The 22703-nt window shown below is 74.6% G+C and carries 22 protein-coding genes; 9 read left to right on the forward strand and 13 right to left on the reverse strand.

The features are described from left to right. Nucleotide 1: 1 nt before the first annotated feature. Both CFP65_RS10880 and CFP65_RS10885 read left to right on the forward strand, forming a co-directional pair. Nucleotides 2–550: a SigE family RNA polymerase sigma factor gene (locus CFP65_RS10880; RefSeq protein ID WP_104815914.1), complete on the forward strand. Its 549-nt coding sequence runs from the start codon at nt 2–4 to the stop codon at nt 548–550. Then, on the forward strand, nt 547–1464 hold the full coding sequence (locus CFP65_RS10885; protein ID WP_104815915.1) for a hypothetical protein: 918 nt from the start codon (nt 547–549) through the stop codon (nt 1462–1464). Before CFP65_RS10880 ends, CFP65_RS10885 begins: the two co-directional genes overlap by 4 nt. A 119-nt stretch (nt 1465–1583) precedes the next feature. Here the strand turns inward: CFP65_RS10885 and CFP65_RS10890 are convergent, their stop codons facing one another. The 5 genes from CFP65_RS10890 to CFP65_RS10910 all read right to left on the reverse strand — a co-directional run bounded on the left by CFP65_RS10890 (nt 1584) and on the right by CFP65_RS10910 (nt 6406). Continuing rightward, nucleotides 1584–3440, reverse strand: a complete 1857-nt coding sequence (locus CFP65_RS10890) for a glycosyl hydrolase family 18 protein (protein ID WP_104815916.1) — start codon at nt 3438–3440, stop codon at nt 1584–1586. Nucleotides 3441–3842: 402 nt separating this feature from the next. Continuing rightward, entirely contained in the window at nt 3843–4424 is a 582-nt protein-coding gene (locus CFP65_RS10895) for a Uma2 family endonuclease (protein ID WP_104815917.1), read from the reverse strand. A gap of 115 nt (nt 4425–4539) precedes the next feature. After that, nucleotides 4540–5118 carry a hypothetical protein gene (locus CFP65_RS10900; protein WP_104815918.1) on the reverse strand — a complete coding sequence of 193 codons (579 nt, stop codon included), beginning with the start codon at nt 5116–5118 and terminating at the stop codon, nt 4540–4542. 71 nt (nt 5119–5189) lie between these two features. After that, nucleotides 5190–5753 (reverse strand): DoxX family protein, encoded by a 564-nt coding sequence (locus CFP65_RS10905; RefSeq protein WP_104815919.1) that lies wholly within the window; start codon nt 5751–5753, stop codon nt 5190–5192. 98 nt (nt 5754–5851) lie between these two features. Further along, nucleotides 5852–6406, reverse strand: a complete 555-nt coding sequence (locus CFP65_RS10910; protein WP_104815920.1) for a TetR/AcrR family transcriptional regulator — start codon at nt 6404–6406, stop codon at nt 5852–5854. A gap of 116 nt (nt 6407–6522) precedes the next feature. Here CFP65_RS10910 and CFP65_RS10915 point away from each other — a divergent pair, with 116 nt between their 5' ends. Then, the gene (locus CFP65_RS10915) at nt 6523–6903 is read left to right on the forward strand and encodes a DUF4267 domain-containing protein (RefSeq protein WP_104815921.1); all 381 of its coding nucleotides are present in this window, start codon (nt 6523–6525) and stop codon (nt 6901–6903) included. A gap of 29 nt (nt 6904–6932) precedes the next feature. Here the strand turns inward: CFP65_RS10915 and CFP65_RS10920 are convergent, their stop codons facing one another. Genes CFP65_RS10920 through CFP65_RS10930 form a run of 3 tightly spaced genes read right to left on the reverse strand, consistent with a single transcriptional unit; the run spans nt 6933 to nt 10456 of the window. Then, nucleotides 6933–7586 carry a bifunctional 4-hydroxy-2-oxoglutarate aldolase/2-dehydro-3-deoxy-phosphogluconate aldolase gene (locus CFP65_RS10920; RefSeq protein ID WP_104815922.1) on the reverse strand — a complete coding sequence of 218 codons (654 nt, stop codon included), beginning with the start codon at nt 7584–7586 and terminating at the stop codon, nt 6933–6935. Next, nucleotides 7583–9184, reverse strand: coding sequence for an amidohydrolase family protein (locus CFP65_RS10925; RefSeq protein WP_104815923.1), 1602 nt, complete (start codon nt 9182–9184; stop codon nt 7583–7585). The genes CFP65_RS10920 and CFP65_RS10925 overlap by 4 nt, the downstream gene beginning before the upstream one ends. Nucleotides 9185–9199: 15 nt before the next feature. After that, entirely contained in the window at nt 9200–10456 is a 1257-nt protein-coding gene (locus CFP65_RS10930) for an alanine racemase (protein WP_104820780.1), read from the reverse strand. Between the two features lie 142 nt (nt 10457–10598). Here CFP65_RS10930 and CFP65_RS10935 point away from each other — a divergent pair, with 142 nt between their 5' ends. The 4 genes from CFP65_RS10935 to CFP65_RS10950 are packed head-to-tail and all read left to right on the forward strand — an operon-like array spanning nt 10599 to nt 13502. Then, nucleotides 10599–11666 (forward strand): sugar kinase, encoded by a 1068-nt coding sequence (locus CFP65_RS10935; protein ID WP_254552333.1) that lies wholly within the window; start codon nt 10599–10601, stop codon nt 11664–11666. Continuing rightward, nucleotides 11663–12424: an IclR family transcriptional regulator gene (locus CFP65_RS10940; protein WP_254552334.1), complete on the forward strand. Its 762-nt coding sequence runs from the start codon at nt 11663–11665 to the stop codon at nt 12422–12424. The genes CFP65_RS10935 and CFP65_RS10940 overlap by 4 nt, the downstream gene beginning before the upstream one ends. Beyond that, a complete protein-coding gene (locus tag CFP65_RS10945) occupies nt 12421–12819 on the forward strand; it encodes a RidA family protein (protein WP_104815924.1) in 399 nt (132 codons plus the stop codon). The genes CFP65_RS10940 and CFP65_RS10945 overlap by 4 nt, the downstream gene beginning before the upstream one ends. A 44-nt stretch (nt 12820–12863) precedes the next feature. Then, nucleotides 12864–13502, forward strand: a complete 639-nt coding sequence (locus CFP65_RS10950) for a MarC family protein (protein WP_104815925.1) — start codon at nt 12864–12866, stop codon at nt 13500–13502. 4 nt (nt 13503–13506) lie between these two features. On the opposite strand, the gene CFP65_RS10955 is transcribed toward CFP65_RS10950, so the two are convergent. Then, on the reverse strand, nt 13507–13944 hold the full coding sequence (locus CFP65_RS10955; protein ID WP_104815926.1) for an Lrp/AsnC family transcriptional regulator: 438 nt from the start codon (nt 13942–13944) through the stop codon (nt 13507–13509). A gap of 187 nt (nt 13945–14131) precedes the next feature. Here CFP65_RS10955 and CFP65_RS10960 point away from each other — a divergent pair, with 187 nt between their 5' ends. Further along, nucleotides 14132–14962, forward strand: coding sequence for a tryptophan 2,3-dioxygenase (locus tag CFP65_RS10960; protein WP_104815927.1), 831 nt, complete (start codon nt 14132–14134; stop codon nt 14960–14962). After that, a complete protein-coding gene (gene kynU, locus CFP65_RS10965) occupies nt 14959–16197 on the forward strand; it encodes a kynureninase (RefSeq protein WP_104815928.1) in 1239 nt (412 codons plus the stop codon). The genes CFP65_RS10960 and kynU overlap by 4 nt, the downstream gene beginning before the upstream one ends. A 68-nt stretch (nt 16198–16265) precedes the next feature. Here the strand turns inward: kynU and CFP65_RS10970 are convergent, their stop codons facing one another. The 4 genes from CFP65_RS10970 to CFP65_RS10985 form a co-directional block, all read right to left on the reverse strand. After that, nucleotides 16266–19166 carry a TIR-like protein FxsC gene (locus CFP65_RS10970; RefSeq protein WP_104815929.1) on the reverse strand — a complete coding sequence of 967 codons (2901 nt, stop codon included), beginning with the start codon at nt 19164–19166 and terminating at the stop codon, nt 16266–16268. Further along, entirely contained in the window at nt 19156–20166 is a 1011-nt protein-coding gene (locus CFP65_RS10975) for a MoxR family ATPase (RefSeq protein ID WP_104815930.1), read from the reverse strand. Before CFP65_RS10975 ends, CFP65_RS10970 begins: the two co-directional genes overlap by 11 nt. A gap of 179 nt (nt 20167–20345) precedes the next feature. Further along, the gene (locus CFP65_RS10980) at nt 20346–22211 is read right to left on the reverse strand and encodes a trypsin-like peptidase domain-containing protein (RefSeq protein ID WP_104815931.1); all 1866 of its coding nucleotides are present in this window, start codon (nt 22209–22211) and stop codon (nt 20346–20348) included. A 12-nt stretch (nt 22212–22223) separates the two neighbouring features. After that, nucleotides 22224–22601, reverse strand: coding sequence for a CU044_2847 family protein (locus CFP65_RS10985; protein ID WP_371682400.1), 378 nt, complete (start codon nt 22599–22601; stop codon nt 22224–22226). Nucleotides 22602–22703: the final 102 nt, after the last annotated feature.

Raw genomic sequence — 22703 nt, forward strand, 5'->3', positions numbered from 1 at the left:
CGTGCGGCACAGTGAGAAGGAGGCCAGGTTCGAGGAGTTCGTCCTGGCGCGGTCGAGCGCGCTGCTGCGGATGTGCCACCTGCTCACCAACGACCGGGGCCTGGCCGAGGACCTGCTGCAGACCGCGCTGGCGAAGTGCTACCGCCACTGGGACCGGGTGAGCGAGCAGGGCTACGAGGAGGGTTACGTTCGCACCGCGATCGTCAACACCCACATCAGCAGCGTCCGCAAGCGCCGGCTCAAGGAGATCCTGACCTTCCAACTGCCCGAACACGGCGGCGCGGCGCCGGACCACAGCGTCGAGGAACGCGACCTGCTGCGCCGGGCCCTGGCCGCGCTGGCCCCGCGGACCCGCTCGGCGGTGGTGCTGCGCCACTACCTGGGGCTGTCCGAGATCGAGGCGGCCCAGAACATGGGCTGCTCGGTGGGCAACGTCAAACGGCTCACCTCCCGGGGGCTGGACCAGCTGCGCCAGGCCATGGAACGCCAGCCACCACCGACCGACGCCCTTCCCACCGCACCCCGACGAGTCTGCGAGGCCGCACGATGACCCCCCGGTTCGAGGACGGGCTGTTCGAACACGAGCTGGACGCGGGGCTGGCGGCCCTGGCGGAGGAGAGCGAGGGGCCCGCCCCCGGCTTCCACCAAGGGGTGCGTGCCCGCATCCTCCGACAGCGGCGCCGCCGCCGGACCGCGCTGGGCACCGCCGCCGCAGCCTGCACGGCGGGCGTGCTGGCGGTCGCGCTCACCGCCGTGGGCGGCCCGGCCCCGGCCCAGGTGCTCACCCCCGCCGGAGCGCCGACCACCGCGCCCGACTCGGCGGCCGAGCCCTGGTGGCTCACCGACCCCGCCGCCGCGCAGGCGCCGCCGACCGCCGTCACCCGGTACTGGGACGCCCACGGCCAGGGCGGGCCCGGGGCGCACCGTGAAGTGCGGTTGCTGCACCAGGACTTCGGGCCGCAGGTGCTGTACACGCTGGCGGGCCGACGTACCGACGGCACCGCCACCGTCGCGCTGCTCAGCGGGGTGCGCGAGCCCGACGGCTCGGTCCCCGACAGCAGCCTGCGGCTGCTGCGGGAGTACCCGCACCCCGCACAGCCCCCGCAGCCCCAAGCTCCGTTCGCCCTCGCGGTCTCGGCCGCCCCCGGCCAGCCGGCCCCTCGGACGGTCGAGGTGCTGGCCCCGCCCTGCGCCGGGCAACCGCGGCTCAGCACCGCCCCGGCCGGCGCCCCGGTCTCCTGGCACCGGGATGCCTTCGGTGCACTGGTGACCGACCGGCCGGTCCCGGCCGACACCCCGCTCTCCTTCCGGTGCGACACCTCCGCCGGGCCCGGCACCGAGCACGTCCTGCTGGCACCGGGTGCGCCGGTGCGCGTCGGACCGACCGCCGTCTCGCTGCTCACCTCCTTCGCCCCGGCCTCCTCCGCCGCCATGGCCTCGGCGCAGCCGGGCTCGGCGGGCTGACCGACACCCCCGGACATGGCTCCGGACATGGCTCCGGCCCCGGACGAGGGAGCTCGTCCGGGGCCGGAGTGCTTCGGTCAGTCGGGTCCGTCAGTACCCGGGGTCAGGCGAGGGGTGGGTCAGCAGGCGCCGTTGTCGGCCCAGACGCCCCACTGGCCGCTGGCGGACGGGTCCTCGCCCTGGGTCCACCACTTGTTGGTGTAGTTGTGGCCCTTCCAGGAGACCTTGGTGCCGGCCGTCGCGTAGACGGTGGCGGAGTTCCAGCTCGGGGCGGTGCAGGCACCGGTCGAGGAGGACGGGCTGGAGGAGGGGCTGCTCGACGGGGAGGTCGACGGCGAGCTGGAGGGGGAGGAGCTCGGCGAAGAGGACGGGCTGGAGCTCGGGCTGGAGCTCGGGCTCGAACTCGGCGAGGAGGTCGGGCTGCTGGACGGGCTCGGCGAGGAGGAGGTCGGCGGGGCCGGGCAGGCGGCGGCGGAGCCGTCGGTGGCGCTGGCCATCTTGTCGAAGAGCGCGGTCTGGGTGCCCATGTCGTAGAGCGAGAAGGCGAAGGAGCCGCCGAGGCCGTTGCAGTGCGCGTAGTCGAGCTTGGCCTGGATCGACTGGGCGTTCTCACCGGTCCAGAAGGTGGTGCCGTCGTAGAAGTACGCGGCCTTCGCGGTGTCGTCCCAGTAGGTGTCGGCCGCGTTGTCGACGAAGCCGTTCAGCTCCTTGTACATCCGGATGCCGTTGACGTTCCCGGACATCGCCGCACCCGTGGCCGGGCCGGTCGCGCTCTGGAAGAGGCCGTGGTTGGCACCGGCGGGCACGCCCGTCCAGCCGCGGTAGTAGAACGGCACACCCATGTTGATCTTGTTGGCGGGGAAGCCGCCCTTGATCCCGTACTGCGAGTCGCCGACCGTCCAGGCCTTGATGGCGTTGTCGATCGAGTACTTGCCGTTGCCCGGCTTCACCGGCGTCATCGGGTCGTTCGGGCCCGAGTAGAGCGGCGCCTGGTGGTTGGTCGGGCCGGTGGCGTCCCACGCACCGTGCATGTCGTAGGTCATGACGTCCAGGAACGTGAGGTACTGGCCGAGCTTGTCGGTCTCCACGTTCTGGATCTTGTCCTGGCCCGCGCCGACCGCCGCCGAGAGGGCGTAGGTCTTGCCGTCGGTCTTGCCCTGGGCGTCGAGCTGCGAGCGCAGCTCGGCCATCAGCAGCGTGTAGTTCTGCTTGTCGGCCGTCGAGGCGTGGTTACCGGTGTGGCCGCCGCCGCCCGGGTACTCCCAGTCGATGTCGAAGCCGTCGAAGATGCCGGCCGCCGAGCCCGGGCCGCCGAAGCCGGCGTCCACCGGGAGGTTGCCCTTGATGAACATGTCGATGCAGGAGGAGACGAAGGCCTTCCGGTTGGCATCCGAGGAGGCCACGTCCGAGAAGTACTTCGAGTAGGTCCAACCGCCGATCGACATCAGGATCTTGAGCTTCGGGTTCTTCGCCTTCAGCTTCTTCAGCTGGTTGAAGTTGCCGGTGATCGGCTGGTTCCAGGTGTCGGCCACGCCGTCCACGCTGATGTCCGCGCCGAAGGACTTCTGGTAGTCCGCGAAGGCGTCTGCCGCGCCGTCACCGGCGTTCGGGTCGTCCTCGTTCTGGGAGGCGGCCTTGGTGGCCTCGAAACACTTCAGCGAAGTCGGGTTGATGTTCGCGAAGTCGTAGATGAGGTAGTCGAGTTTGCCCGCGACACCGGTGTCCTGGATGGTCTTCGGGTAGTAGGCGTTGCCGTACACCGACCACTGGTCGAAGTACGCGACCTTGATGCCGCCGCTGGTCGCGGGCGCACCGGTCGAGTTGGTGGCGGCGGCCTGGGCGGTGCCGCCGCCGGTGAGCGCGAGGCCCGCACCGAGCAGCAGCGAGGCGGCGGTGCCTGCCGCGAGCGCGGCCAGGCTCTTGGGGCGACGCCGCGTGGGCGCGCTCGCTCGGGGAGCGAAGACAGCACGATTCATGGGTGCATGACTCCTGGTTGTGGGGGAACTGCCGTACCTCGTCGGGGTGGGACACACGGGGTGGGGCCGTATGGCCAGGGGCATGACAGCTGGGAATCGAGCATGGACCGGGGTCTGACGGACACGATCTGACGCTTGGCACTGCGGCGAACAGGGCCGATTCGGCACCGGTGGACTGGACCACGGTCTGGACCACCGGTGCCGTTTCAGGGGCTCCCTGCACCTGGCATAAAAATGGACTAGACCAACTCCCCCGTCAAGAGCCACGGTTGCCCCTTGAGCCCCCGTTAAGGTTCCCCCTTCGGGCACCCCCGCCTGACCTGCACTGCCCTGACCAGCAGAACACCGGCCCGCCAGGGCGGCGGGCCGGTGCTGGAAGCGCGAAGGTCGTGTCCGGATGACTCAGAGGTGATCGATCTCCGTCAGATCGATCTCCACCTGGAACGGCAGGTCGAGCTTGAGCTGATCCCGGTACTCCCCGGTGGCCCGGTACGCCCCCGCCTCGGCGTCCAGCTCGTACGCGTACACCACCGGCCGGCGGCTCTCCTCGCTCTGCTCGACCCGCCAGAAGTACGGGATGCCGGCCTGCGCGTACTTGCGGGGCTTGAGCTCGCGATCCCGCTCGATCGAATCCGGCGAGACCACCTCGACCGCCAGCACCACGTCCTCCGGCCGGTAGCTCGTCTCCTCCGCCCGCATGGTCACCGCCTCGGCCCGAAGCACCGACACGTCCGGCTCGGGACGGTCGCGCTTGCCCAGCACCACGCTCATCTCGCGCACCACGCGGAGCTCGGGCGGGCAGTGCATGCGCAGGCCCCGCTCCAGCAGGTAGAGCGCCAGCGAGTGGAAGTACTTCTGCGGGCTCATGAAGACGAGGCTCCCGTCGAGCAGCTCGGTGTGCGGCGGGAGGCCGGGCATGTCGTCGAGATCGGCGGCGGTGAATCCGCCGACCGGCGGGATGAGCCACTCTGGAACGGCCGTCATCGTTGCTCCCATGGGCGCGATTTTCGCCGACACTGCCAGCGTACCCACCCGGTGCGGCCCGATTTCAGCCCTCCGGGTGACATTCTGTGACGGCCGCCCGAGCAGCGGGCCGGTCTCAGTAGCGGACCGCTGCGCCGAGGGTGGCCGTGACCGTGCCGTCGAGGGTGCGGTTGCTGCGGGCGGAGGCCTGGGCGACGGCGGCGGGGGCGACCTCGGGGACGGTGACCACGACGGCGTCGACCACCGAGCCGGAGCTGTCCTTGAAGGTGACCTCGATGCTGTAGCGGTATCCCTTGGTGGCGTGGTTGGTGACGGTGACCGGTGCGTCCGAGCGGCCGTCCGAGCCGGTCACCACGGGCCCCAGCGTGACGTCCGCCTTGGCGTCCACGCCGTCCTTCACTCCCGCGAGCGCGGAGGCCGCCGCCGACTGGGCCGAGGCGGCCGCCGACTCGGCGCCGCCCGCGAGCGAGGCCACCGCCGACTGGGCGCCGGCCGCCGCCGAAGCCGCGGAGGAGGCCAGGCCGTTGGCGGCCGAAGCGGCGGCGGAGGCGGCGGACTGCGCGGCGGCCGCCGCCGAGGAGACGGCCGAGCCGGCGTTGCCGCTGCTGCCGGAGGAACAGCCCGTCAGCAGCAGGGCCGCCCCGGCGAGGGCGACGGCGGCGGCGACCGTGGGGCGGCGGGAAGGACGGTGCATGGCGGGCTCCCTGGGGAGGGGTCGGGGTGAACGGGCCGCGGTGGGGGTGGCCGCAGGCCAGTGGGGCCGGGTCAGGAGAGGCCGGCGCCGTCCTGGGTGTCGGCCTCGTCGGCGGCGCGGGCCGCGCGGCGGCGGACCACCTCCTGGCGGCGGGTGACCACGCTCGCGGCGGAGACGGCGCTGGCGGCGAAGGCGAGCAGGCCGATCCAGGGGCGGTCGAGGCGGTGGCCGGCCAGGTGGTCGAGGGAGTAGCGGCCGGCGCCGGAGACGGCGAGGGCCACGCCGCAGGCGCCGAGGAAGGCCGGGTACTCGAAGCCGCCGGAGGTGGCGAAGAAGCCGCTGGGGGCGTGCACGGAGATCGCGCCCGCCATGGTGCCGGCCACGATCGCCCCGGCGGCCGGGGTGGCCAGGCCCGCGATGAGCAGGGCGCCGCCGCCCGCCTCGCCGAGGCCCGCCGCCAGCGCGCTCTCCCGGCCGGGGACGAAGCCCATGTGCTCCATCGCGGCGGCGGTGCCCTCGAGCCCGCCGCCGCCGAACCAGCCGAACAGCTTCTGGGTGCCGTGGGCGACGAGTACGCCGCCGACGGCGGCTCGGAGGGCGAACAGCCCCAGGTCCTTGCGGTTCAGACAGGTCATGTTGCTGCGCCCTCGTGTCGTGCCGGCTGGTGACGGCCCGTCGGTGCCGGGTCCTCCGCCCATCCCAACCCACCCCGGGCCGCACCGCCATCGGAGGGTCAGGAAGCCCCCACCAGCCGGGTGAGCAGCAGGTCCAGCCGCTGCTCCCGGTGGTCCGGGCGGAGCCTGCCGCCCCGGGTGAGCATGGCCAGGCCGTGCAGCGCGCTCCAGACCGTCTCGACGAAGGTCTCCGGGTCGTCCGGACCGGCCGAGGGCGCGAGCACCGCAACGAAGCCGGCGAAGGCGCGGCGCAGTTCGGCCGGGGTCTCCTCGGTGCCGAAGGAGAGCGAGGTGGCAAGGGTGAACATCGCCTCGTAGAGCGCGGGGTGGGCCTCGGCGAAGTCCAGGTAGGCCCGGGCCGCCTCCCGCACCGAGCCGGCCCCGGCCAGCACCTCGGCAAGCTCGCCGAAGCCCACCAGCGCGACCGCGTCGACGATGGCGCCCTTCCCGGCGAAGTGACTGTAGAGCACGGGCTGGCTGTACTCGATCCGGTCGGCCAGTCGACGGGTGGTGACGGCCTCCCAGCCCTCGGTCTCGGCCAGCTCCCGGGCGGCCCGCAGGATCAGCTGGTGGCGTTCGGCACGGAGGCGCTCACGGCGCTCTTGGGTGGACATGGATCGAATCCTAGCAGCGCTAGAAAATCGAGCACAGGCCATGCTAGCGTCGACACGTCATCTAGCACTGCTAGAAAACGGCGCTCGAGCGCCCGACCACCCCGGGGGGACCTGCCATGTTCCGCACGCGTCTGGCCACCGCACTGGCCGCCGTCCTGGCGGCGTTCATCATCGTCGTCGGCCTGTTCTTCATCCTCGCCCCGGCCGGGTTCGCGCCCGGCTTCGGCATACCCGTACCGCAGGGCGGCACCGGCTACTTCGACATCAAGGGCGTCCGCGACATCACCTCCGGGCTGGTGCCGCTGGCACTACTGCTCACCGGCCACCGCCGGGCCCTCGGCTGGGCCCTGCTCGCCACCGCCTTCACCCCGCTCGGGGACGCCGTCATCGTGCTGAGCCACCACGGCCCGGTCGCCACCGCCCTCGGCGTCCACGCCGCCACCGCCGCCCTGGTGCTGGCCACCAGCGCCCTGCTGCTCACCGAGCCGAAGCCGTAGCCGGGGCCGGGGCCGGGAAGTGGCGGCGGTCAGCCGAGGGCAGCGGTGAACTCCCGGGCCCGGCGGGTGATTTCGGCCCAGTCGCCGGCCGCGACCAGCGCCGGGGCGACCACCTCGCTGCCCGCGCAGACGGCGGTCGCGCCGGCCGTCAGGAAATCCGCCGCGTTGGCCGCGTTGACCCCACCGGAGGCGACCAACGGCACGGCCGGGTACGGGCCGTGGAGATCGCGCAGGTAGCCGGGACCGAAGGCCCGGGCCGGGAAGACCTTGACGGCGGCGGCCCCGAGGTCGACCGCGGCGGCCACCTCGGTGGGGGTGAGCGCGCCGAGGACCACCGGTACGGGGGCGGCGGCCACCTCGGGCCGCACCCCGGGGGTGACCAGGTACTCCGCGCCCGCCGCCACCGCCTCGGCGGCCTGCCCGCCGGTCAGCACGGTGCCCAACCCGATCCGGCAGCCCGTCCGGGCGGCGACGGCCCGGCGGAGGTGCTCGGTCGCCTCCGGCGTGGTGAAGGTGAACTCGACCCAGCGGATGCCCCCTTCGGCGAGCGCCACACAGAGCGCCGCCGCGTCGGGTATGACGGGCGCCCGGACCACGGCGATCACCCGGTCGGCGGCGAGCTCGGCGAGGAGCGGGGCGGGGGCAGGGGAAGGGGCAGGGGAAGGGGCGGAGTGAGCGCTCACAGGACGGCTCCTCGGGTGCGGCGGCGCAGGGTGCGGCCCGGGCGGGCCTCGGTGGGGTGGTGGTCGTCGATCACCGGCGTGCCGGCGACCAGGACGTACGGGATGCCCTCGGGCGGGCGGCGGGGGTGTTCGAAGGTGGCCGTGTCGCGGACGGCGGCCGGATCGAAGAGGACCAGGTCGGCGGCGTAGCCGGTGCGGATCAGGCCCCGGCCGCGCAGGCCGAGCCGGCGGGCCGGGCGACCGGTCATCCGGGCCACCGCCTCCTCCAGCGAGAGCACGCCCAACTCCCGGCTGTAATGGCCCAGGTAGCGCGGGAAGGTGCCCCAGGCGCGCGGGTGCGGCCGGGCCCCGGTGAGCAGGCCGTCGCTGCCGACGGTGTGGGCCGGGTGCCGCATGATCGCCCGGACGTTCGCCTCGTGCCCCACGTGCTGGAGGATCATGGTGCGCAGCTCGTCGGCGAGCAGCAGGTCGAGGAAGGCCGTGGTGCCGCTCACCGCCGTGGTGCCGCCCACCCCGCCGCGCTGCGCCAACTCCGCTATCGTGCAGCCGACTTCGGCAGTGGCGCTGCCGGAGAGCTGGATGGTGGTCCAGTCGGTCACCACGCCGTGGCAGCCGTCGCTGCCGGTCTCCTCGACGGCCACCCGGATCGCCTCCCGGGCGGCCGGGTCGCGCAGCCGGGCCAGCGTCTCGGCCGGGCCGCCGGCCGTGGCCCAGGAGGGCAGCAGGGCGGCCAGGGTGGTGGAGCCGGGCAGGTATGGGTAGCTGTCCAGGGTCAGGTCGACCCCGTCGGCGCGGGCGGCGTCGACCAGGGCCAGAAACTCGCCGGCCCGGCCCTCGTTGACGCCGAAGTTCATGGTGGCGTGGGTCAGGTGGAGCGCGCAGCCGGTCTCCCGGGCCAGCCCGATCACCTCGGCGTACGCCTCCAGCGCCCCGGCGCCGTAACTGCGGGTGTGCGGGCAGTGGTAGGCGCCGTGCTCGGCCAGTACCCGGCAGAGGTGGGCGAGTTCGGCCCGGTCGGCGTACATGCCCGGGGTGTAGGTGAGCCCGGTGGAGAGGCCGACCGCCCCCTCGCGCAGGCCCCGGGCCAACAGCTCGCCCATCCGGTCGAGTTCGGCCGCGCCGGCCGGACGGTCGGCCCAGCCGACCACCAGCGCGCGCAGGGTGCCGTGCGGCACCAGGTAGCAGGCGTGGGCGGCCAGCCCGTCCCGGTCGAGCCGGTCGAGGTACTGGCCGACGGTGCGCCAGCTCCAGTCGAAGCCCGCCGGATCGCCGTTCCAGCCCGCGAGTTGGCGGCGTAGCAGCGGCAGGGTGCTGTCGTCCACCGGAGCGTAGGAGAGGCCGTCCTGGCCGAGCACCTCGCAGGTGACGCCCTGGCTCACCTTGGCCGGGTGGGCCGGGTCGGTGAGCACGGCCAGGTCGGAGTGGGCGTGCATGTCGATGAAGCCGGGGGCGAGCACCAGGCCGTCGGCCTCGATCACCCGGCGGGCCCGGCCCTCGGGCGGGGTGATCACTCCGGCGGTGACGCCGAGGTCGGCTCGGCGGCGCGGGGCGCCGGTGCCGTCGACCACCCAGGCGCCCCGGATCAGCAGGTCCTGCATGAGCTCTCCCGGGGATCAGAAGTACGTTCTCACCAGGTCGACCACGCGCGGGAGTTCGGCCTCGGCCGAGTCGAGCACGGGGATCAGCGTCCAGCGGTCGAAGACGGTGCAGGGGTGCGAGAGGCCCAGCCGGACCACCTCGCCGACCCGCACCTCGGCCTGCCGCAGGAAGGCGTGCTGGTCGTTCAGCGCCGTGATCCGCCCGCCGGCCAAGCGACCACGGCCACGGACGAGTTGCGGCTCGGGGAAGCCCTCGTCGAAGGAGAAGTCGCGCTTGCCGCCGTCCAGCAGGGCCAGTCCGGGCTCGGGCCGGGAGACCACCCGGGCCCAGCCGTGCAGGGCGGAGCGGAAGGGGGTGGCGTCCGCGCCGGGGCGGGCCAGCGGGGAGATGCCCCGGTAGAAGCCGTCGTCGTGGGCGAGGTAGGCGCCGGAGCGCAGCACCACCGTGGTGCGGTGGTCGCCCAGCGGGGCGAGGCGCTCGACCACGGTGTCGAAGTAGGCGCTGCCGCCGGCCGTGAGCCAGACCTCCTCGGTCTCGAACAGCCCCTCGGCGAGGAGAAGTCGGTGCAGTTCGGCCATGGCGTCCAGGTAGCCGGCCACGGCGGCGAGCGAGGCCGGGGTGGCGTCGTGGGCGACGGCGCCCTCGTAGCCGCTGACGCCGGCCAGCCGCAGTTCGGGGGCGGCGTGCACGGCGCGGGCCACCGCCTGGGCCTCGGCCGGGGTGCGGCAGCCGGTGCGCGCGCCAGGCGCGCCGAGCTCCACGCAGACGGCCACCGGGGCCGGGGCGCCGCGCAGCGCCTCGGCCATCAGCTCGACGGAGCGGACGGAGTCGACCCAGGAGGCGAACCGCAGCTCGGGGTCGGCGGCCAGTTCGGCGGCCAGCCAGCGCAGGCCGGCCGGGTCGAGCAGGGTGTTGGCCAGGTGGATCCGGCGCAGGCCGAAGGCCCGGGCCACGTGCAGCTGCGGGAGGTTGGCGAGGGTGATCGCGAGCGCCCCGGCGTCGAGCTGGCGCTGCCAGAGGGCGGGGGCCATGGTGGTCTTGCCGTGCGGGGCCAGGCCCACGCCGGCCTTCGCGCACCAGGCGGCCATGGTGGCGAGGTTGTGCTCCAGCGCGCCGGCGTCGAGGGTGACCAGCGGGGTGCCCAGGTCGTCCAGGGTGGGCCCGGTGGCCAGGTACTCGGCCACGGTGCGGCCCCAGCCGGCGGCCGGCACGGCCTTGAACCGCCAGTCGAGCCGCTCCTCGGCGAGGGCCCTCACCTTCGCACGATCCATCAGCTGCACCGGGACCAGCCTCCTGCCGAGGGTCGCGTTGCGCTATTCGCAACGGTCGTTGCACTGCCGTCGGCGCTGATCTAACCTCAGGTCCAGACCACTGGTCAACGACCCCCGCCGCCCCCGCACTGGAGCGCCCCAGGTGACCCCTCCCGCCGCCGACCAGGCCGGCCTCGCCGCACCCGGCGAGGCCACCGCGCCCGCCGCCGTCTGCCTCGGCGAGTCGATGGCCATGCTCATCCCCGAGCCGGCCGGCCCGCTGGAGCTGGCCGAGGGCTTCCGGCACAGCTACGGCGGCGCGGAGTCCAACACCGCCTGCACGCTGGCCGCCCTCGGCGTGCCCGCCGCCTGGGTGAGCCGGGTCGGCGCGGACGGCTTCGGCCGGCGGCTGGTGGAGCGGATCGCCGCGCACGGGGTGGACACCTCCGGGGTGGTCGCCGACCCGGCCCGGCCGACCGGCCTGTACGTCAAGGAGACCGGCTCCGGCGCCGACCACCCGTACGATCTCGGCGCCGGGCGCAGCCGCCTGCACTACTACCGGCGCGGTTCGGCCGCCTCGGCGATGGGGCCCGATCTGCTCACCGACCCGGCCGCCGAACCGCTGCTCGCCGCAGCCGAGTTGGTGCACCTGACCGGGATAACTCCCGCCCTCTCGGACAGCTGCCACCGGCTGGTGCGCACCCTGCTGGCGGTGCCCGGCCGGCTGGTCAGCTTCGACCTCAACTGGCGGCCCGCGCTCTGGGCCGGGCGGGACAGGCAGGCGCTGCGGTTCCTGATGAACGCGGCCGACGTGGTGCTGTTCGGCGCCGACGAGGCGCGCGAGGTGCTGGGCACCGACGAGCCCGTGGCGCTGCGCAAGCTGCTGCCCCGGCCGGCCGTGCTGGTGCTCAAGGACGACGCCCGGCAGGCGAGTTCGATCGCACCCGACGGCACGGTGACCACCGAGCCGGCGCTACGGGTCGAGGTGGTGGAGCCCACCGGCGCCGGGGACGCCTTCGCGGCGGGCTACCTGGCCGGCACCCTGCGCGGCCTGCCCGAGCCGGCCCGGCTGCGCCTGGGCCACCTCGCGGCGGCCGCCGCCCTGACCTCCCGGGGGGATCTGGGCACCCCGCCGCCCGCCGAGCTCCGCGACCGGCTGCTCGCCGCCGGCCCGGACGCCTGGGCCGCCACCACGGTGGACGCCGAGGGCTACCACCCGGGCGCCGCGTGAGCAGCTCCACCGTGGCCCGCGCGATGCAGCTGCTGGCCGAACTCGGCCAGGGCGAGCGGACCTTGGAGCAGCTGGCCACCGCGCTCGGGGTGCACAAGTCCACCGTGCTGCGGCTGCTCCAGCCGATGGCGCAGGAGCGGATCGTCCAGCACGACGAGACCCACCGCTACCGGCTCGGCCCGCAGCTGTTCGCGCTGGCCGGGCAGGCCCTGGAACAGCGCGGCATCCGCACGGTGGCCGCCCCGCACCTGGCCGAGCTGAACGCCGCCACCGGGCAGACGGTGCACCTGGCCGCCTACGAGGGCGGCGAGGTGATCTACATCGACAAGTACGAGTCGCGGCAGCCGGTGCGGATGTACTCCCGGGTCGGCCTGCGGGCCGCGCTGCACAGCGCGGCCGTGGCCAAGGTGCTGCTCGCCGCGCTGCCGCCGACGGCGCGGCGGGAGGTCGCCGCCTCGATCGAGTACACCCCGTTCACCGCCAACACGCTCACCACGCCCGAGGCGCTGCTCGCCGAGCTGGAGACGGTGGCCGCGCAGGGCTGGGCCCAGGACCACGCCGAGCACGAGCCCTTCGTCAACTGCCTGGCCGTGCCCGTCCACGACGCCACCCGGCGGGTGGTGGCCGCCGTCTCGGTCTCGGTGCCGGACGTGCTGCTCGACCACCGCCAGGTGCTCGCCCTGCTGCCCCGGCTGCAGACCACCGCCGCGGCCGTCTCGGCCGACTGCGGCTTCCACCCAGTGAAGGAACAGCGATGAAGTTCGAGATCCGCACCGAAGGCGCCCCGGCCCCGGCCTGGGTGTTCTCCCAGGGCGTCCGCAAGGGCCCGATCCTCCAGGTCTCCGGCCAGGGCCCGCAGGATCCGGCCACCTCGGAGTACCTGTACCCCGGGGACGTGAAGGCGCAGACCCGGCGGACGCTGGAGAACGTGCTGGCCGTGCTGGAGGCCGGCGGGGCGACCGTCGAGGACGTGGTGATGTTCCGGGTCTACCTGACCAAGCGCGCGGACTTCGCGGCGATGAACGAGGTGTACGGCGAGTTCATCGACAAGCACGTGGCGGGCGGGGTCAAGCCCTGCCGCACCACCGTCTTCGTCGAGCTGCCGCACGAGGCGATGCTGGTCGAGATCGACGCCCAGGCCGTGATCGGCTGACGCCGCGCCATCCCCCGGGCGCCCACTGGGGCATGATGGGCGCTATGTCCGCTTTCAACCTCAGTAGCGCGTTCATCACCTTCTTCGCGGTGGTGGGCCCGCCCAAGGTGCTGCTCGCCTTCGCGCACACCGCCAAGACCCGCGAACCGGCCGAGCTGCGCCAGCTGACCGCCGTCTCCACCCTGGTGGCGGCGGTGGTCGGCGTGGCGATGGCCTTCGCTGCGGACCCGCTGACCTCGTTCTTCCACATCAGCGACCAGTCGCTGCAGCTGGCGGGCGGGGTCATCTTCTTCATCTACGCCGTCGCCCTGGTGCTGGGCATCCACCTCGGCGGCGGCTCCGACCCGGACGAGGAGGACGAGTCCGGCCCGCTCGCCGCCGGGCTGCGCGAGCTGCTGCTGCCCTACGTGGCCAGCCCGCTGGCGATCACCGCCGTGCTGGTCGAGTCCCTGGAGAAGGACACCTTCTCCTGGCACCTGACCATCGCCAGCGCCTACCTGGCGGTGGCCGCCATCAACTGCCTCTGCGTGCTCGCCCTCTCCCAGATCCTGCGCCGCACCCACCAGACCTCGCTCGAGGTGCTCTCCCGCCTGCTCGGCCTGCTGCTCGCGGCCGTCGGCGCCGAACTCTTCCTCACCGGCCTGGAAGGGCTCGGCGTCCACTTCGCCCAGGCCAAGTACTGACCCGCTACTCCGCCGGGGTGACCGGGCGCCAGGGCACGGGGCTGGAGAGGATCATCGAGCTGGCGGGCTGCCCGTAGGCACCGAGGCGGTCGATCAGGCGCTCGAACTCGGGCATGCCTCGGACGGCGACCAGGAGGGCGCAGCAGGCGCCGCCGGTGACGCGGTGGAGCTGGAGCACCTCGGGCCAGCCGGCCACCTCGGGATCGCGCAGCACGCAGCGGGGGCCGTAGCACTGGATCTGCACCAGGGCCGTGACGGTCAGGCCGGCCCGGGCGGGGTCGACGTGGGCGTGGTAGCCGCTGATCACGCCGTCCGACTCCAGGCGGCGGACCCGCTCGGCGACGGCGGGCGAGGAGAGGTTCACCCGGCGGGAGAGCTCGTTGTAGGAGAGCCGGGCGTCGGCCTGGAGCTCGGCGAGCAGGAGTCGGTCAACGGCGTCCACGACGGGCTCCCGGTGGCTGGTTTCGGTTCGGCAGGCCGGATCGGCCCAAGACCTTCCGATCGGAAAGCGGTGGCCCCGATCAGGTGTTCACTGCCCATTCAAGCCGCCCCGGCCACCGCCGCACAATGGAGCCCGGTCCCACGAACGTGATGGGCCGTGCACAGCGGGTGCCCCGGGAGGAATCACCATGGTCCAGGCCAGTGTCAGTACACCGAAACTGTCGTTCGGCCCGGAGGACGAGCCCGAGACCGGCACCCCGTACGCCCAGTACGTCCGCCTGGACACCCTGCACAGCCTCCAGCACCCGCGCAGCAAGGTGGACGCCGAGCTGTCCTTCATCATCACCACCCAGGTGATGGAGCTGCTCTTCGACCTGCTGCGGCACGAGTGGACCACCGCGCAGCACGCCCTGCGCGAGGACGACCTGACCGCCGCCCTCGCCGCGCTGCGCCGCGGCCAGCACGTCCAGGACGTGCTGGTCAGCTCCTGGGACCTGCTGGCCACCATGACGCCGGCCGAGTTCAACGCCTTCCGCCCGGTGCTCGGCGAGGCCTCCGGCTTCCAGTCCTCGGCCTTCCTGCGGCTGGAGTTCATGCTCGGCAACAAGGCCGAGCACCTGCTGAAGATGTACCAGGGCGTGCCGGCCGTGCTCGCCGAGCTCACCACCGCGCTGCAGGCGCCCAGCCTGTACGACGAGGCCCTCGCGATGCTCGACCGGCGCGGGGTGAGCACCCCGCACGCGGCGACCACCGCCCGGCACAAGGCGCTGCCCGAGGTCGAGGCCGCCTGGCAGCGGGTCTACACCGAGCCCGAGCTGGCCGACCTGGCCCGCCTCGGCGAGGCCCTGCTCGATACCGCCGAACGGGTCACCCGCTGGCGCCAGCGGCACTACTCTGCCGTCAAGCGCTCGATGGGCGCCAAGCCCGGCACCGGCGGCTCCAGCGGCATCAGCTGGCTCAAGCAGTCGGCCGACCAGGACGTCTTCCCCGAACTGTGGAACGTGAGGAACGAGCTGTGAGCGTTCACCCGCTGACCCGCGAGGAGTGCCTGGCGCTCGACGCCGCCGATCCGCTGGCCCACTTCCGGGCCGAGTTCACCCTCCCCGAGGGCCTGATCTACCTGGACGGCAACTCGCTGGGCGCGCTGCCCGTCCGCACCTCGGCGCGGGTCCGCGAGCTGGTCGAGGTGGAGTGGGGCCAGGAGCTGATCAAGAGCTGGAACGACGCCGGCTGGTTCCGGCTGCCGCACACCCTCGGCGCCCGGGTCGCCCCGCTGCTGGGCGCGGCACCGGGGCAGCTGGTGGTCTGCGACACCACCTCGGTCAACCTCTTCAAGGTGCTGTCCGCCGCGCTGCGGCTGCGGCCCGGCCGCGGCACGGTGCTGGCCGAGCGGGCCGCCTTCCCCACCGACCTGTACATCGTCGAGGGCGTGACCTCGCTGGCCAAGGGTTCGCGGCTCGAACTGCTCGACCACGCCGACCGGTTGGACGATCTGCTGGACGAGGGCGTGGCGGCCGTGGTGCTCAGCCACGTGGACTACCGCACCGGCGAGCTGCTCGACATGCCGGGCATCACCCGGCGGGTGCAGGCGGCCGGCGCCCTGATGATCTGGGACGTCTGCCACTCGGTCGCTGCGCTGCCGATCGAACTCGACGCCTCGGGCGTGGACTTCGCGGTCGGCTGCACCTACAAGTACCTCAACGGCGGCCCGGGCTCCCCCGCCTTCCTGTACGTGGCCGAGCGCCACCTGGCCACCGCCGCCCAGCCGTTGAGCGGCTGGTTCGGTCACGCCCGGCCGTTCGCCTTCGAGCCCGGCTACGAACCGCTGGACGGCATCGGCCGGTTCCTCACCAGCTCGCCCTCGATGCTGGGCCAGGCCGCCCTCGGCGCCAGCCTGGACGTGTGGGAGAAGGCCGACCTGGCGACGGTGCGGGCCAAGAGCCTGGCACTGACCGACCTGTTCGTCTCCCTGGTGGAGCAGCTGGACGGCATCGAGGTGGTCACCCCGCGCGAGCACGAGCGGCGCGGCAGCCAGATCGCCCTGCGGCACAGCGACGGCTACCCCGTCGTCCAGGCCCTGATCGCGCGCGGCGTGGTCGGCGACTTCCGCGCGCCGGACCTGATGCGCTTCGGCTTCACCCCCCTCTACCTCTCCTACACCGAGGTCTGGGACGCCGCCCGCCACCTCGCCGAGGTGCTGGAGAGCGGCGAGTGGCGGGACGAGCGGTTCAACCGGCGCGGCGAAGTCACCTGAGGCCGTGGCCACTTGAGGCTCAGGTCGCTTGAGGCTCAGGTCGCTTGAGGCCGACTCGCCGGATGCCTTCACCCTCCCGCGGTGAAGGCATCCGGCAGGTCGGCCCAGCCCTGCGGGGTGCCCGGCGGTATCCGGGCGTGGTGGGCCAGGTCCACGATCCGGGCGGCCAGGCGGTGCACCACGAGCTCGTACTGCGCCCGGCGGTCCGGCGAGGCCGTCAGCGCCCGTAGGCCGTCCCGGGCGTAGGACTCGGACCCGCTGTCGGTGTAGTGCAACCGGGCTGCCACCGCTGGGAGTTCCTGCGGGCGGAGCGGCTCCCAGAGCACCGGCAGGATCCCGTCGGACCAGCCGGGGCCGCGCGGGCGGCGGCTGAAGGCCGTCCACTCCCGGCCGCAGTGCGCCCGGCGGAAGTAGGCCGGGGCGTAGAGCGGCACGAAGACCCGGCAGCCGGCCAGCGCCGCCACGGCCGCCGAGTGGTCGGCGTCCACCGGCACCTGCGGCCGGCCGGCCGGGGAGTCCCACTCCGGCAGGTCCAGGAAGCCCGCCGCCTCCGGGGAGGGCAGGTAACTGGCCTCGTACACCGCCTCGCAGAGGTCCTCGAAGAGCTGCCGCACCAGCTCCCGGTCGCCGGGGGCGGCGGCGTGGCTGAGGTAGAAGTACGGGGTGCTGACCGGGGCGGGCCGGGGCGAGGCGAGCGCCGCGTTGCGCACCAGCGGGAAGGAGTCGCCCGGCGAGCGGGCCCAGATCAGGTGGTCGGGCTCGGCCTGGGCCTTGACCGCGCGGAGCAGGTGGCGGGCCGTCAACTCGGTGCGCCCGTCCGGCTCGCCCTCGCGCAGCAGTTGGTGCAGCCGGGCGGCCAGCGAGCGGCCGCCGTGCGGGCGCAGCCCGATCAGTTGGTGCACCGGGGAGCCCAGACCGGCCGGCTCGGTGGGCACCGGGCTGCCGAAGCCGAGCCAACCGTCCAGCACCAGCACCCGGTTGGCGGCCCGGCTGCCGGTGACCAGGTCGAGCAGGTCGGGCCAGCGCAGCGAGCGGCGCGGCAGCTTCAGCATCAGCCCCCCGGCCGGATCGGCGCCCACCTCGCCGCCGACGTAGACCACCAGCGTGTCGCGGACCTCCTCGGCCGCGAGCCGCAGATCGGCGAGGAAGCCCGGCAGCTTGTCGCTGCCGGTGCGCACCCGGTGCTGCTGCAGGCCGATCAGCGCCCGGTCGCCGAGCGCGGCGAGCAGCGCGTCCAGGTCGGCGCGGGCGGCCAACTCGTCCCGGTCCAGCGGGCCGTAGGGGTCGCCGGGGGCGAACAGCACCACCGCCCGGGACTGCGCCGGATCGGGCAGCCGACGGCCGGGCCCGGCCGTGCGGACGGGCTGGCGCAGCGGTGAGCGGGGGCCGTCGAGCACCCGCAGCGCGGCCGGGCTGATCAGCGCGAAGGCGTGCTGCTCGACGGCCACCGCCGCGCCGGGCTCCTCGATCGCGGCCAGCGCGGCGATCTCGCTCGGCACCCGGCCGGCCCGGGCGGCGATCTGCTCGCCGACCCGGGCCAGCAGGCCGACGGTGCGGCGGGTGGTCGACCGGGGCAGCGTGTGCAGCAGCAACTCCCGCACCCCGGGCCGGAACTCGAACTGGTCCGGGCGCCCCTCGCGTTCGGCCAGCAGCCCGCTGACCACCACCTCGGCGAGGTGCTGCGGCTGCGGGTGGGCGAAGCTGGCGGCCTGGAGCAGTCGCATCACCGGCAGTGCGGGCGTGGTCAGCGCGGTCAGCCCGGCCAGCGCGAACGCCTCCCGGGAGGCCACCGCGCGGAACCGGAGCAGCAGCTCGGCCGGATCGAGTTCGGCCGGATCGAGCGCCTCGGGCTCGCCGTCGGGCTCGCCCCCGGGCCGGGCGGGGCCTAGCAGCAGGGCCGAGCCGACCACCTGGCCACCTCCCTGACTGCCCACCAGCCGGGCCCAGTTGGCGAGCCAGCCGGCCCCGGGTTCGAGCACCGGCAGCACCAGCTCGCCCGGGCCGGGCGGGGCCTCGGCGAACGGACTGAACCCGTACGCGGCGTTGGGCACCCCGGCGTCGGGGGCGGTCAGCAGGCCGGGCAGCACCGGCGCGGCGGCGAGCCGCCAGAGCCGCTCGGGCAGCGGCTGCACCACGGCCACCGGGCAGCGCCGGGTGAGCCGGTGCAGGGTACGGCGCCAGCGCTCCCCCGCCGGGCCGGGCCGCCACTGCGGGCCCATGCAGTCACTGAGCACCAGCACCGCACCGCGCTCCGCGCCGATCTGACGGTCCGTCAGTCTGCCGTGAGCGGAGAGGGCGGAGAGCTCCACCTGCCGGAAGGCGCCGGTCTGCCGCAGCAGGGTGCGCAGTTCGAGCGCGAGCGGGCGCCAGAGCCGCATGGTGGGGCCGGTGTCGAGCACCAGCCGCAGGTCCAGCCAGCGCTCCCGGCCGGGGCGCAGCACCGGCAGCCAGGGCACCGCGCCGCCGGCCGGGGAGCCGCGCAGGGCCTCCGCCAGCCGGTGCGCGGTGGCGGCCTCGTCGAGCAGCTTCCGCCGGGGGTCGGGCACTTGGCGCTTGAGCGGGCGCAGGGCGCGCTGCAGGGCGAGCGGGCGGGCCAGCATCGGGGCGCTCGGGGTGGGCACGGGGGCGGCGGCGCCCAGGGCGTCCGCCGGATCGTCCGAGGGCAGGTGCAGGGCCGTCCGCGACTCCCGGCCACCGGCCCGCCCGCGGGCGCCGGCGGCCTCTCCCTCCGCATAGCCGCCCCGCCCGCCGGCCCGGCCGCGCCCACCCCGGGCCAGCCCGGCGCCGCCGCCGAGCCCGCCCTCCTCGTCGGGGGTCGAGCGGGCGGCCAGCCAGAGCAGCTCGGCGAGTTCGACCGGCTCCGGCCCCTCCCGGCCGAGCTCGGCCAGCAGGCCCACCAGTCGGTCCAACGCCCGGCCGGGCGACGGGTCGAACGGCGCCCCGGGCTGCCGCTCCTGGTCAGAACACATCGTCCTCCTGCCCCCGGCTGAGGTAGGGCATCACCTGGGCCGCCAGCGCCGCCCGGTCGGCCACATCGGTGAGTTCGGGGCGGGAGGTGAGGTAGATCGCGTTCAGCAGCTGGTCGGTGGCCAGCTCCCCCTCCTCCCGGCGGGCCAGGAAGACCCGCAGGATCTCGTCCACCAACTCGGCGTCGGTACCCGGCAGATGGGCCTTGACGATGGACTCCAGCTCGCTGCCCTCGGGCCGCCGCAGCTCCAGCACCACACAGCGGCGCAGGAAGGCGGCGGGGAACTCCCGCTCGGCGTTGCTGGTCAGCACGGTGAACGGGAAGGCCCGGCAGCGCACCCGCCCGCCGCGCACCGGCGCCCGCCCGCGCCCGTCGGCGGTCAACACCTGGGCCTCGGGCTGCTGCGGGGCGGCCCGCACCAGCTCGTCGATCTCGTACTGGCCGTCCTCCAGCACGTGCAGCAGGTCGTTGGGCAGGTCCAGGTCGCCCTTGTCGATCTCGTCGATCAAGAGCACCCGGGGCCGGGCGTACGGCAGCAGTGCGGTGCCCAGCGGGCCGAGCCGCAGGTGCTCGTCCAGCCCGGCCCCGGGCGAACCGGCCTGCCCGGTGGCCTGGTTGGCGGCGTACAGCCGGGAGAGCGGGTCGTACTGGTAGAGCCCGTCGCGCAGCGTGGAGCGGCTGGTGACGTTCCACCGCAGCACCGGCCCGAGGCCCAGCTCGCGGGCCACCGCGTACGGCAGGCTGGACTTGCCGCTGCCGGGCGGTCCGGTCACCAGCAGCGGGCGGCGCAGGTAGAGCGCGGCATTGACCAGCTCCACCGTCTCCGGGGTGGGGCGGAAGGTGCCCGCGCGGTGCGCCGAGGGGGCCGCGCAGCCCTCCTCGTCGACCGGGGTGCTCAGCGGCGGGCCGCCGTCGAAGCTGCGCCAGGGTGGGGGTGCCGGGAGCGCGTCCAGGCCGTGGTGGGGCTCGTCGGTGCCCCGGTAGATCCGGGTCAGGGGCATGGTGCGCACTCTCCTGATGCTGTTCGGCGGGCCTGATGCTGGTCGGCTGCTGGTCGGCGGGCCTGGTGCTGGTCGGCTGGCTGGTGCTGGTCGGCTGGGCTGGTGCTGGTCGGCTGGGCGGTGCCTGCAGCCGGGGTGGCCGGGCGGATTCCGTTGAGCGGTGGCTCCGGGTCGAGCGGTCAGAGGTCGGCCGGGTCGACGGTGGGCCAGCCGGGTGGGCCGGATTCCGGTCGGCCCGGGTGCGGGCGGCCGGGGTCCGGCCCGCCGGAGTCGGCGGCCGGGCGGCGGGCGGTGGGGACGGTCCGGTAGGGGCGGTGCGGGCTGGGCAGCACCTCCGGGTCCTCCCAGAGCAGCACGAGGCCGTCCGCCCAGTGCGGAGCCTCGCTCTCCGCCGCCTGGTGGCGCAACTCCCGGACCCTGCTGGGCAGATCGGCCGGGGCTACGTCGGCCAGCTCCTCCGCCAGTCTGGCAAGGAACCGGCCGCTGCGGCAGGTGTCGACCCGGGCGTGGTCGTCCGGACAGGGCTGTACCGGCCAGATCACCGCCGGGGCACCGGCCTTGAGCGCGGCGGCCAGCAGCTCCTCGTACGGGCTGCCCTTGGGCGGGCCGCCCAGGGCGGGCAGCGGGAGCCGCTCGGGCGGGCGCAGCTGCTGGTAGAACCGCCGGCTGTCCGGCGACTCCTCGCAGGGCACCGGGTGCAGCTCGGTGCCCTGACTGCCGCGCAGGGCGGCCCACTTGAGCTCCAGCTGGCGGCGGTCGGCCGGGGCGGCCCGGCGCTGCTGGTCGGCCACCACCACGGCGTGGTCGGCGCCGAGCGGGCCGAAATCGCCCCGGCGGCGCGACCAGTCGTGCACCGGCAGGGTGAGCCACTTGCGCGGCAGGGCGAAGATGACCAGCTCGGTGGCGTCCTGGTCGAGCCGGCCGATCTCCTGGTCGATCTGGTCCCGGACGTACCCAGGCAGCCGGGGCCTGGGCACCGTGCCCGAGTGCGGTTCGCCGAGCACGCCGTCCCGGACGGTGGCCACCGTGACGTGGCACATCCCCGGCCCGGCCCCGCTCGGCGTGATCTCCACCAGCACCGGGCGCCACCGCCCGACCGGCGGGGCGGGCCGCCGGGCCGGTTCGCCGTCCGGCCAGCGGCGCAGCGCCTCGCGCAGCGGGCCGGGCCCGCTCGCGACGGCCACCCGGGCAGCGAACTCCCGGACGGGGTGCGGGCCTTCGGGCGGGTGCGGCACCTCGGCCAACAGGTACCAGGCGGCGTCCCAGAGCGTCTCGGGCCGCTGCGGCGGATCCGGGCAGCCGAGCGCGCCGACGGCCGCCCGGTAGAGCTCCAGCGGATCGGCGGGCGGCTCGAGCCCGGTCAGCAGCCGGCGCAGCTCGGCCACCGCCTCGGGGTGCACGGCCGCGCCGGGCAGCAGATCGGCGAGCTCCGGCACGTACCGGGCCAGCGCCTCGGCGGGCAGCATGTGGCCGAGCCGGACGGCCGGACGCCCCCGGTCGCCGGGCCCGCGCCAGAGGGTGTCCTGGGCGGCGGTGACCAGGCCCACCACCTCGCCGGTGGCGGCGATCACCACCGGCCCGCCGCTGAAGCCCGGCGAGAGCGGCATGCCGGTGCCCTCGTGCTCCAACTGGACCAACTCCCCCGCGATCCTGAACCCGCCCCTGGTGGGCCGTACTTCACTACTCAGACCGACCTCGTGACCGGCCGGGAACCCGTAGGCCGCGAGCTGCGGAGCGCGCAGCCCGGCCCAGTCGTGCAGCGGCGCGAACCGCGCGGGCGCCGCCGCGTACCCGGGCAGCGGCTCGTCCAGCGCGAGCACCGCGAGGTCGCCGGTGCCGTCGCCGCGCCACGGGCCCCGGCGCAGCACGGTGGCGCCGAGCGGCGGAAACGCCGGGCGGTTGACCAGGGTCACGGTGGCCCGGGCGGTGCCGGCCACCACGTGGGCACAGGTGAGCACCCAGCGGTCGGTGACCAGCACCCCCGCGCCGGTGGTCGGGGTGGGGCCGCCGGTGGTGATCCGGGCCAGCCAGGAGACGTCCCGCATCGGCGGCCGCCGTCAGGGGCGGTCGAGGTGGGGGCTCTCCCGTGCCGGTGCCCAGGTGAGTCTCACCGTCAGGTGCGCGTCGGCGGCGGTGCGGGCGATCAACGCGCCCGCCTCGGCGGAGAGTTTGACGCCGAACTCGATCTCCACCTCGTCCGGCGCGAGCACCCCGCCCCGGAAGACGGCCAGCGCCGATTCGGCGGCGGCCCGGGCACCGTCCAGCGCCTGCTCGAAGCTCTCCGCCGCCCGGGCCACCCCGGCCGCCGCGCCCGCCGCTCCCCGGCCCACCGGCTGCATGCCCTCGTACTCCGCCGCCCCGGGCGCGGCCCCCTCCACCCGGACCACCGCACCCCGGGCGGTCACGAATTCGGCGTACTCCGGGTACTCCGGCATGACTCCACCAGCCCTTCGGACGGTCTGACGAAAGCTCAGCCGATGGTCGCACGGGAGGGCGCGCAGCGCACCGGTTCCGGCCGGTCCGTATCCGGATCGTCT

Source organism: Kitasatospora sp. MMS16-BH015 (assembly GCF_002943525.1).
GTDB lineage: Bacteria > Actinomycetota > Actinomycetes > Streptomycetales > Streptomycetaceae > Kitasatospora.

Excerpts from the sequence above, each read along its gene's own strand:
- CFP65_RS10885 (WP_104815915.1), top strand. The coding sequence starts at position 547 with ATGACCCCCCGGTTCGAGGACGGGCTGTTCGAACACGAGCTGGACGCG.
- CFP65_RS10890 (WP_104815916.1), bottom strand. The coding sequence starts at position 3,440 with ATGAATCGTGCTGTCTTCGCTCCCCGAGCGAGCGCGCCCACGCGGCGT.
- CFP65_RS10895 (WP_104815917.1), bottom strand. The coding sequence starts at position 4,424 with ATGACGGCCGTTCCAGAGTGGCTCATCCCGCCGGTCGGCGGATTCACC.
- CFP65_RS10900 (WP_104815918.1), bottom strand. The coding sequence starts at position 5,118 with ATGCACCGTCCTTCCCGCCGCCCCACGGTCGCCGCCGCCGTCGCCCTC.
- CFP65_RS10905 (WP_104815919.1), bottom strand. The coding sequence starts at position 5,753 with ATGACCTGTCTGAACCGCAAGGACCTGGGGCTGTTCGCCCTCCGAGCC.
- CFP65_RS10910 (WP_104815920.1), bottom strand. The coding sequence starts at position 6,406 with ATGTCCACCCAAGAGCGCCGTGAGCGCCTCCGTGCCGAACGCCACCAG.
- CFP65_RS10915 (WP_104815921.1), top strand. The coding sequence starts at position 6,523 with ATGTTCCGCACGCGTCTGGCCACCGCACTGGCCGCCGTCCTGGCGGCG.
- CFP65_RS10925 (WP_104815923.1), bottom strand. The coding sequence starts at position 9,184 with ATGCAGGACCTGCTGATCCGGGGCGCCTGGGTGGTCGACGGCACCGGC.
- CFP65_RS10930 (WP_104820780.1), bottom strand. The coding sequence starts at position 10,456 with ATGGATCGTGCGAAGGTGAGGGCCCTCGCCGAGGAGCGGCTCGACTGG.
- CFP65_RS10945 (WP_104815924.1), top strand. The coding sequence starts at position 12,421 with ATGAAGTTCGAGATCCGCACCGAAGGCGCCCCGGCCCCGGCCTGGGTG.
- CFP65_RS10950 (WP_104815925.1), top strand. The coding sequence starts at position 12,864 with ATGTCCGCTTTCAACCTCAGTAGCGCGTTCATCACCTTCTTCGCGGTG.
- CFP65_RS10960 (WP_104815927.1), top strand. The coding sequence starts at position 14,132 with ATGGTCCAGGCCAGTGTCAGTACACCGAAACTGTCGTTCGGCCCGGAG.
- CFP65_RS10970 (WP_104815929.1), bottom strand. The coding sequence starts at position 19,166 with ATGTGTTCTGACCAGGAGCGGCAGCCCGGGGCGCCGTTCGACCCGTCG.
- CFP65_RS10975 (WP_104815930.1), bottom strand. The coding sequence starts at position 20,166 with ATGCCCCTGACCCGGATCTACCGGGGCACCGACGAGCCCCACCACGGC.
- CFP65_RS10980 (WP_104815931.1), bottom strand. The coding sequence starts at position 22,211 with ATGCGGGACGTCTCCTGGCTGGCCCGGATCACCACCGGCGGCCCCACC.
- CFP65_RS10985 (WP_371682400.1), bottom strand. The coding sequence starts at position 22,601 with ATGCCGGAGTACCCGGAGTACGCCGAATTCGTGACCGCCCGGGGTGCG.